The sequence below is a fragment of the Tardiphaga sp. genome (assembly GCF_028290495.1).
Lineage (GTDB): Bacteria > Pseudomonadota > Alphaproteobacteria > Rhizobiales > Xanthobacteraceae > Tardiphaga.
Genome location: NZ_JAQGJT010000073.1, coordinates 1 through 8,841 on the forward strand (window position 1 = coordinate 1; position 8,841 = coordinate 8,841).

Below are 8,841 nucleotides of genomic sequence, written 5' to 3' on the forward strand. Positions count from 1 at the left end.
AATCGCGACCGTTCTGCCAAGCGAAAAAAGCCTCAAACCGGCTGGAACGGTTCTGAGATGCGAGAAACGCTTGTCTTCATTGCATTGTTCGGCATTCCGGTACAGAAATAGCGTCACGTGCTTCCGCGCTCGGCCTGCCGTCCTTTCACCCGAAATTTACTCTCTGCGGGCTTAGTGAATGGACTGATCTCCTACCGGGATTCAACGACCAACCCATGCACAAAATCCTTCTCGCCGAAGACGACAACGACATGCGCCGCTTCCTGGTCAAGGCACTGGAAAATGCGGGCTTTCAGGTCTCGTCGCACGACAATGGCCTGTCGGCCTATCAGCGGCTGCGCGAGGAGCCGTTCGAGATGCTGCTCACCGATATCGTGATGCCCGAAATGGACGGTATCGAACTGGCGCGCCGCGCCTCGGAACTCGACCCCGACATCAAGATCATGTTCATCACCGGATTCGCCGCGGTAGCGCTGAATTCCGATTCCGAGGCGCCGAAGAACGCCAAGGTGCTCGCCAAGCCCGTGCACCTGCGCGAATTGGTCAGCGAAGTGAACAAGATGCTGGCGGCCTGAGGCCGTCGCAATTTAAATTTCAAACAGACAAGGATTGTCGCTTCAGCGTCCTTGCCTGTCTGAACTTGGTCCGTTATACGGACCGCACCCGAGAAGACCAAGATAAGGGCGCGTAGCTCAGCGGGAGAGCACCTCGTTGACATCGAGGGGGTCACAGGTTCGATCCCTGTCGCGCCCACCATTATGTCACCCTCCTTGAACAGAAATTCTCTCTAAAGAGACTCTCTCGTGAGGCCCGGCCGCCGATCGTGGCCTGCCGTCTGGCCGCCTTCCGGCAATCCAGCCCCTGCTGTGCAAAAAAGCTGAATTGCGTTGCTGCGCTCGCCATTGCAGCATGACCGGCCTAATGTGACGATCAGGCGTGGAATAATTGACCCGAAAGTGATTCCTGCATGACCCGGCCGGTGATTGGCGTGATCGGCAACGCATATCGCGTCGAGAATCGCTTCGCGGTGCAGAATGTTGGCGAAGCCAATCTTCGCGCCATCGCCCGGGTTGCCGACGCACTGCCGCTGATGTTCGCCGGCGCGCCCGATATCACCGACATCGAGGCTTTGCTGGGCGTGGTCGACGGCATCGTGCTGACCGGCGCGCGGGCCAACGTGCATCCGTCGCATTTCGGCGTCGAGCCGCATGTCCGCCACGAGCCCTATGACAATGCCCGCGATTCGGTGGCGCTGGCGCTGGCCGCCGAATGCGTGGCGCGCGGGGTGCCGATCTTCGGCATATGCCGCGGTCTACAAGAAATGAACGTAGCCTTCGGTGGATCGCTGCATCCGGAAATCCGCGAATTGCCCGGCCGCATCAACCACCGCATGCCCCGGCTCGAATCGGGCGAGATCCATCCCGACCCCGCGGTGGTGTTCGCCGATCGCCATGCGGTGCACCTGACGCCGGACGGCGCGTTTGCCCATTTGCTCGGCCGCGAGACCATCACGGTCAATTCGCTACACGGCCAGGGCATCGACGTGCCGGGCCAGCGCGTCGTCATTGAGGGCGTGGCCGAGGACGGCACCATCGAAGCGATTCGCATCAAGGACGCGCCGGGCTTTGCGCTCGGCGTGCAGTGGCACGCCGAATACGACCCGCACCTCAACCCGATCAACCGTGCCTTGTTTGAAGCGTTCGGCGCAGCGGTGCGGGAGCGCGCCGTGCTGGTGCATACGAAGAGAAGTTAGACCTTCGCCGGGATCAGCCACCAGGCGCTCAGCGCCGAGGCCAGGCACAGCGCCGCGCCGATGATCGTGGCGGTGCCGAAGGCGCCGGTCAGCGCCGGACCTGTTGCCGCCATCACCGCGCCGATCAGCGCGGTGGCGACGAGGCCGCCGGTACGGGCCACCGCGCTGTTGAAGCCGGACGCCGAGCCGACATGGCGGGCATCGACCGACATCAGCACCGCCGTCGTCAGCGGCGCGACCGCGCCGGCCATGCCGAGCGCGATCACCACCATCGCCGGCAGCACGTCGGTGAAATAGCTGGCGCCATTTCCTATCCGCAGCGCCAGCAGAAAACCGCCCGCGACGATGATAGGCCCGAATGTCAGCGGCAGCCGCGGGCCGGTCTTCGCCGCAAAGGCGCCGGCGACTGGCGAGGTCAGCGCGATCACCAGAGGCAGCGGCAGCAGGGCGGCACCGGCCTGCGTCGCGGTGTAGCCACCGGCCTCGATCAACAGATAGGGCAGCAGCACGAACAGTCCACCTAGCGCGCCATAAAGAAGAAAGGTGAGCAGCGTCAGGCCAACGAAGCTCGCCGAGCCGAACAGCGCCAGCGGCATCATTGCGCGTTCGCCGACGTGCTTCTCGGCTGCCACGAAAATCGCCAGCAGCAGCGCGCCGGCAAGTAGTGCTGCGAGCACGCCGACCGACCAGCCGCGGCTGGAGCCTTCGGTGAGTGCCCAGGTGGCCAGCCCCAGCCCGGCGGTCGCCAGTATCGCGCCGAGGCCGTCGAGCCGGTCGCCATCGCCGCCGCGGTCTTTGGGCACGGCGATCCACCCCAGCGCCATCGCGCCGAGCGCCAGCGGCAGGTTGATGAGAAACACATAGCGCCAGTTGCCGGCGTCGATCAGCCAGCCGCCGAGCACCGGGCCGATCGCGCCGCCGGCCGCGCCTGACGCCGCCCAGATGCCGATCGCGCGGCCCTTGGCTTCGCCTGAAAAGCTTTGGCCGAGGATCGCAAGGCTGTTGGGCATCAACATTGCCGCCGCAGCGCCCTGAAAGAAGCGCGCCACCAGCAGCCAGAACAGGCTGGGGGCGGCGGCGCAGGCCAATGAGGCCAGTGCGAACAGGCCGACGCCGGCGATCAGCAGGCGCTTGCGGCCGAAACGGTCGCCGGCCGCGCCGCCGAGCAGCAGCAGCGCGCTGAGCGGCAGCAGATAGGCGTTGACCACCCATTGCAGCTCGCCGGCCTCGGCGTAGAAGCTGGCGGCAATCGCCGGCAGGCCGACATTGACCACCGAACCGTCGATGAAGGCCATGCTGGAGGCCAGGATCGTGGTGGCGATCACCAGGTTGGGGTGTCTGCACGGGCCGGCCGGCGCGGCGGCCTGCGCAGTTGCGGCATCGCACGGGGCGGGCAGGACATTGCTCATCTCCGGCTTGTACGGGATGCTGTCCACCGCGACAAACGGTGTAGGTACAACCAATTCCGTTTTGGCCCGGGTTGTGCAAGCATTGCGACAGTCGTACCGGCGCGGGGCATCGCGGCGAGCCGAGCCGAACAGCCCTTTTCCATCGAACCAGGAGACCACCCGATGAATTCGACAATGAATTCGATACGTCTTGTCGGCGCCGCCCTCGCGGTCGCTCTCTGCGCCACACAGGCGCAGGCGCAGGAACTGACCGGCACGCTGAAGAAGATCAAGGACACCGGCGCCATCACCATCGGTTTCCGCGATTCATCGGTGCCGTTCTCCTATCTTGACGACAACCAGAAGCCGATCGGCTTCGCGATGGACATTTGCTACAAGATCGTCGACGCCGTGAAGGCCGACCTCAAGATGGACAAGCTCGAGGTCAAGCTCAATCCCGTGACGTCGGCAACGCGCATCCCGCTGATCGCCAACGGCACCGTCGATCTCGAATGCGGCTCGACCACCAATAATGTCGATCGCCAGAAACAGGTCGCCTTCACCAACACCCACTTCCTGACCGCGAGCCGCTTCGTCTCGAAGAAAACCAGCAAGCTCAACACGATCGACGATCTGAAGGGCAAGTCGGTGGTCTCGACCTCCGGCACCACCAACATCAAGCAGCTCACCGAAGCCAATGCCGCGCGCAACCTCGGCATCAACGTGATCGCCGCCAAGGACCACGCCGAGGCGTTCCTGATGGTCGAGACCGACCGCGCCGTCGCCTTCGTGATGGACGACATCCTGCTCGCCAGCCTCGCGGCCGGCTCGAAGGATCCGACCGGCTATGTGATCTCCAAGGATGCGTTCTCCAAGCCGGAGCCCTACGGCATCATGCTGCGCAAGGACGACGCCCCGTTCAAGAAGGTCGTCGATGCCGCCACCGCCGCACTCTACAAGAGCCCGGAGGGCGCCAAGCTGTATGACAAGTGGTTCATGCAGAAAATCGCGCCGAAGGGCCTGACGCTCAACGTGCCGATGGGGCCGGAGCAGAAGAAGTCATTCGAGAAGCCGACCGACTCGGCCGATCCCGACGCCTACGCCATGTGAGGCCGCTTAACCTCTCCCCGCTCGCGGGGAGAGGCCGTCTTTCACATGCGAAGCATGAGGAAGGCGGGTGAGGGGGACTATCGAGTGAAACCCTGAATCCCCCTCACCCGTCTCGAATGACCTTCGGTCCTTCGAGCCAGCCTCTTCCCGCCTAGCGAAGCTTCGCTTCGTCGGGCGGGGCGAGGGAAATAAAGAAAGCGATGGCCCGGCCATTGCATGGGTTTCGGTCCGGGGGAGTCGCGGCGGGGGGATTCGTGAATTACAATTGGAATTGGGGAATCTTCTGGGAGCAGACGCCTGAGGCGACCGGCACCTACTTCGCCTCGCTGATGGGCGGGCTGGGGGTAACGATCCTGCTGGCGCTGTGCGCCTGGACCATCGCCTTCGTCATAGGCTCCTTCATCGGCATCATCCGCACGCTGCCGTCGCGCTGGCCGGTGTTTCTCGGCAACGCCTATATCGAGATGTTCCGTAACGTGCCGCTCTTGGTGCAGCTGTTCATCTGGTTCTTCGTGGTGCCCGAATTGCTGCCGCAGGAGCTCGGCGCCTGGGTCAAGCAGCTGCGCAACGGACCATTCTACACCGCGATGATCGGGCTCGGTCTCTATATGTCGTCGCGTGTCGCCGCTCAGGTCACCGCCGGCATCAATTCGCTGCCGAAGGGTCAGCGCATGGCCGGCACGGCGATAGGCCTGACCACCGTGCAGACCTACCGCTACATTTTGTTGCCGCTGGCCTATCGCATCATCTTCCCGCCGCTGACCTCGGAATTCCTCAACACCATCAAGAACACCGCGGTGGCGCTGACCATCGGCGTGCTGGAACTCACGGCGCGGGCGCGCTCGATGCAGGAGTTCTCCTTCCAGGTGTTCGAGGCGTTCACGGCAGCCACCGTGATCTACCTGCTGCTCAGCGGCGTGGTGACGTTCGGGATGCGCTACTGGGAAAAGCGCCTCGCGGTCCCCGGTTTCAACGAGGGGAAGTAGGTGATGTTCAGCGATTTCGATTTCAACGTCATCTGGCGCAGCCTGCCCTATCTGTTCCAGCAGGGTATGACCTTCACGCTGACGCTGACGGTGATCGCCACCGTCGGCGGTCTGATCCTCGGCACCTTGATCGCGATGATGCGGCTGTCGTCCAACCTGGCGCTGTCGACCTTTGCGGCGAGCTACGTCAACCTGATGCGATCGCTGCCTTTGGTGCTGGTGATCTTCCTGTTCTACTTCCTGATGCCCTATATCGGGCAGTGGATCTTGCGGGCGGACCAGCCGGTGCAGGTCGGGGCCTATTCCTCGACCATCATCACCTTCACGTTGTTCGAGGCGGCGTATTTTTCCGAGATCATGCGTGCCGGCATCCAGGCGATCCCGCGCGGTCAGGTGATGGCCGGCTATGCGATCGGCCTGAACTACCGCGAGGTGATGCGCTACGTCGTTCTCCCGCAAGCGTTCCGCAACATGCTGCCGGTGATTTTCACCCAGACCATCGTGCTGTTTCAGGACACCTCACTGGTCTACGTGCTGTCGATCACCGACTTCCTCGGCGCCGCCTCGAAAGTCGCGCAGCGCGATGGACGACTTACCGAAATGTATCTGTTCGCGGCGGTGGTCTACTTCCTGATCTGCTTCACGGCCTCGATCTTCGTCAAGCGCTTGCAAAAGCGCATCAGCATCATCCGCTAATCGTGTCCACAGCTCCAACCTCCGGTCGATCCCCATGCCCATGATCACCATCGACAATGTCAGCAAGTGGTACAACCCGTCGTTCCAGGTGCTGAAGAAATGCACGACCTCGGTCGACAAGGGCGAGGTGGTGGTGGTCTGCGGCCCGTCAGGCTCGGGCAAGTCGACCCTGATCAAGACGGTGAATGCGCTGGAGCCCGTTCAGGAGGGCACCATCACAGTGGACGGCCTCAACGTCACGACGATGACGCGCGACCTGCCGAAGCTGCGCTCGCGGGTCGGCATGGTGTTCCAGCACTTCGAGCTGTTTCCGCATCTGAAGATCGTCGAGAACCTCTGCCTCGGCCAGACCATCGTGCTCGGCCGCCCGGAAGACGCCGCCAAGGCCAAGGCGATGAAGATGCTGGAGCGCGTCGGCCTCACGGCGCATGCGCAAAAATATCCCGGTCAGCTCTCCGGTGGCCAGCAGCAACGCGTCGCCATTGCGCGCGCGCTGGTGATGGACCCGATCTGCATGCTGTTCGACGAGCCGACCTCGGCGCTCGATCCGGAAATGATCAACGAGGTGCTCGACGTCATGGTCGATCTGGCGAAGGAGGGCATGACGATGATGGTGGTGACGCACGAGATGGGCTTCGCCCGCAAGGTTGCCGACCGCGTCATCTTCATGGACCAGGGCGAGATCGTCGAGGACGCCAGGAAGGAAGATTTCTTCGGCAGCCCGCGCAGCGAACGCGCGCAGCACTTCCTGTCAAAGATCCTGGCGCATTGACCCGTGCCGCGGGCGACCTGCTTCTCTCGCCCCGCTGACTCTGGGCGAGGTCAGGTCAGCGCTGATGGTGCCTCGGTTCAGATCGCTCGAGCAGAATCTCAATCCGGGCTTGTATCGACGCCCGCCGCAACCGCCTCAGATTACGACTTATTTTCTGTTTTCCGCAGTGCGGCACATTAACGATTGCGTCAGAGTCCATTGGTATCTTGCAACCGTGAGGACGAAGGCCGCCGAGCCGCTGATTGAACTCCACCGGAGCGGTCAGGCCTTCGTCCTCGCGAACTTGTCTTGATCTGGCTTCGTTCCCACGCTGCATCCCAACCCTTCAAGCTGACTGAACTTCCGCACCGGCACCTGGCGCCAGGCCTGTCGCCGCCGGCCAGTTTATCTATTCGCCTGACCTTCGTGCCCATTCCGGAAAGAAAATCGAAATGATCAAGATCAACAGCGTCGGCAACAAGCTCGGCCTTGCCGGGTTCCTCGGCATTCTGCTGTCGGTGGGTGTGGTTGCCAACGGAATGCGGGCCGAAACGACCATTTTCGAGTTGAACCGCGACGCGGCTACCCAGCAGAAGATCGCAGACAGCGCCTATGTGATGCAGTCCACGCTGGGCAGCATGCGGTTGGCGTCCAACAGCCTGCGGATGGCGATCTCGACACCGGCGATCGAAGGCGCCAGCGCCGACCTGCAGGCTGCCAAGACCGCGCTGGACGAGGTCGAGGGCAGCGCCGTCGCGCTCACCTCCAAGGAGGAAGACAAGAAGCGGTTTGGAGAAATCAAGACGCAGACTGGCGACTACGTCGCCGCCGCCGACGAGATGGTCGCGCTGCAGAAGAAGCTGCTCGAACTCTATCGCAATCGCAACGTCGCGGCACTGGACTGGAGCCGTCACCTCGAGCAGATGCGCGGCACCACCGCGATCACCGAGGCGCAGAACTGGAGCGAGGTGAACCTGCAACTGGCTGACGCCGACAGCGCCGTCAACGCCGTGCAGGCCGCCGCCTGGCGCTATGCTGCGATGAACGAAATGCAGCAGAAGGCGCAGATTGCGGTCCGCGCCAAGGCGCTCAACACCGCGCTGTCGCGCGCCAGCGTCGTGGACGACAACGAGCTGCTGCAGGCCGGTCTGGTCCAGCTCGGCAACGATATGAAGAAGTTCATGTCCGCCACCGACGAGGCGATCAAGATCAACGACCTGAAGACCAGCGTCACGATCAACAAGATCCTGCCGGCCGCTTCGTCGGCGTCCGAGCTGGCGACGATGGCGGTGGCCTCCGCACAGGGCGAGGTGACCGCGGCGCGGAGCCGTGCCGCCGAGGCGCTGGTGCTCTCGAGCAAGGTCAGCGCCGGGCTTAGCATGGTGCTGGTGCTGGTGCTGATCGCCACGGTGACTTTCTCCTTCCTGGGCGTGGCGCGGCCGATGAAGCGGCTGAACGGCGCGATGGCGAAGATGGCGAAGGGCGATCTCGACGTGGTGATTCCCGGCGCCAAGCGCGGCGACGAAATCGGCGACATCGCCAAGACCGTGACGGTGATCCGCGAGAACGCCGAGCAGAAGGCGCGCGACGAGGCCGAGACCCGGATCGATCTCGACAAGGCGGCCGCCGTGACTCGCAAGCGCGAGATGGTCCAGCTCGCCAACGATTTCGAACAGGCCGTCGGCAACATCGTCGAGACGGTGTCTGCAGCGTCATCGCAGCTGGAGGCCTCCGCCGGCACCCTGACCGCGACTGCGGAGCGTTCGCAGCAGCTGACGATCGCCGTGGCTGCGGCCTCGGAAGAAGCCTCGACCAATGTGCAGTCGGTGGCGTCGGCCACCGAGCAGATGGCGTCGTCGGTCAACGAGATCAGTCGCCAGGTGCAGGAATCCTCCACCATCGCCCATTCGGCGGTGGCGCAGGCCAGCCAGACCAACGAGCGTGTTGCAGCGCTGGCTTTGGCGGCGTCGCGCATCGGCGATGTCGTTGAACTCATCAACACCATCGCCGGCCAGACCAACCTCCTGGCGCTGAATGCCACGATCGAAGCCGCACGTGCCGGTGAGGCCGGTCGTGGTTTTGCCGTCGTCGCCTCCGAAGTGAAGGCGCTGGCCGAACAGACCGCGAAGGCGACCGGCGAGATCAGCATGCAGATCT

Annotated in this window: 8 protein-coding genes and 1 tRNA gene; 8 read left to right on the forward strand and 1 reads right to left on the reverse strand. The window is 63.4% G+C overall.

Annotation, left to right across the window (positions count from 1 at the left end; translation table 11 throughout):
• Nucleotides 1–215 precede the first annotated feature (215 nt).
• From cpdR to JWQ24_RS13410, 3 genes are all read left to right on the forward strand, one after another.
• Nucleotides 216–575: a cell cycle two-component system response regulator CpdR gene (cpdR, locus tag JWQ24_RS13400; protein ID WP_138833499.1), complete on the forward strand. Its 360-nt coding sequence runs from the start codon at nucleotides 216–218 to the stop codon at nucleotides 573–575.
• Between the two features lie 106 nt (nucleotides 576–681).
• Nucleotides 682–756: transfer RNA gene (locus tag JWQ24_RS13405), tRNA-Val, on the forward strand.
• A gap of 211 nt (nucleotides 757–967) precedes the next feature.
• Nucleotides 968–1,753, forward strand: a complete 786-nt coding sequence (locus JWQ24_RS13410) for a gamma-glutamyl-gamma-aminobutyrate hydrolase family protein (protein WP_299808568.1) — start codon at nucleotides 968–970, stop codon at nucleotides 1,751–1,753.
• Here the strand turns inward: JWQ24_RS13410 and JWQ24_RS13415 are convergent.
• Complete coding sequence (locus JWQ24_RS13415; protein WP_299808571.1) at nucleotides 1,750–3,189, reverse strand: DHA2 family efflux MFS transporter permease subunit; 1,440 nt, start codon at nucleotides 3,187–3,189, stop codon at nucleotides 1,750–1,752. The two genes, JWQ24_RS13410 and JWQ24_RS13415, sit on opposite strands and share 4 nt — an antisense overlap.
• A gap of 147 nt (nucleotides 3,190–3,336) precedes the next feature.
• Between JWQ24_RS13415 and JWQ24_RS13420 the strand changes: the two genes are divergently transcribed.
• The 5 genes from JWQ24_RS13420 to JWQ24_RS13440 all read left to right on the forward strand — a co-directional run.
• A complete protein-coding gene (locus JWQ24_RS13420; RefSeq protein WP_299808583.1) occupies nucleotides 3,337–4,251 on the forward strand; it encodes an amino acid ABC transporter substrate-binding protein in 915 nt (304 codons plus the stop codon).
• Nucleotides 4,252–4,505: 254 nt separating this feature from the next.
• Nucleotides 4,506–5,237 (forward strand): amino acid ABC transporter permease, encoded by a 732-nt coding sequence (locus JWQ24_RS13425; RefSeq protein WP_299808574.1) that lies wholly within the window; start codon nucleotides 4,506–4,508, stop codon nucleotides 5,235–5,237.
• A 3-nt stretch (nucleotides 5,238–5,240) separates the two neighbouring features.
• Nucleotides 5,241–5,933, forward strand: a complete 693-nt coding sequence (locus tag JWQ24_RS13430) for an ABC transporter permease subunit (protein WP_299808577.1) — start codon at nucleotides 5,241–5,243, stop codon at nucleotides 5,931–5,933.
• Nucleotides 5,934–5,973: 40 nt separating this feature from the next.
• Nucleotides 5,974–6,705, forward strand: coding sequence for an amino acid ABC transporter ATP-binding protein (locus JWQ24_RS13435; RefSeq protein WP_299808586.1), 732 nt, complete (start codon nucleotides 5,974–5,976; stop codon nucleotides 6,703–6,705).
• A 431-nt stretch (nucleotides 6,706–7,136) separates the two neighbouring features.
• Nucleotides 7,137–8,841, forward strand: a 1,705-nt coding sequence (locus tag JWQ24_RS13440; protein ID WP_299808580.1) for a methyl-accepting chemotaxis protein, incomplete at its 3' end; no start/stop codon positions are given.

Coding starts and splice junctions, on each gene's coding strand:
- cpdR (WP_138833499.1), top strand. CDS start 216: ATGCACAAAATCCTTCTCGCCGAAGACGACAACGACATGCGCCGCTTC.
- JWQ24_RS13410 (WP_299808568.1), top strand. CDS start 968: ATGACCCGGCCGGTGATTGGCGTGATCGGCAACGCATATCGCGTCGAG.
- JWQ24_RS13420 (WP_299808583.1), top strand. CDS start 3,337: ATGAATTCGATACGTCTTGTCGGCGCCGCCCTCGCGGTCGCTCTCTGC.
- JWQ24_RS13430 (WP_299808577.1), top strand. CDS start 5,241: ATGTTCAGCGATTTCGATTTCAACGTCATCTGGCGCAGCCTGCCCTAT.
- JWQ24_RS13435 (WP_299808586.1), top strand. CDS start 5,974: ATGATCACCATCGACAATGTCAGCAAGTGGTACAACCCGTCGTTCCAG.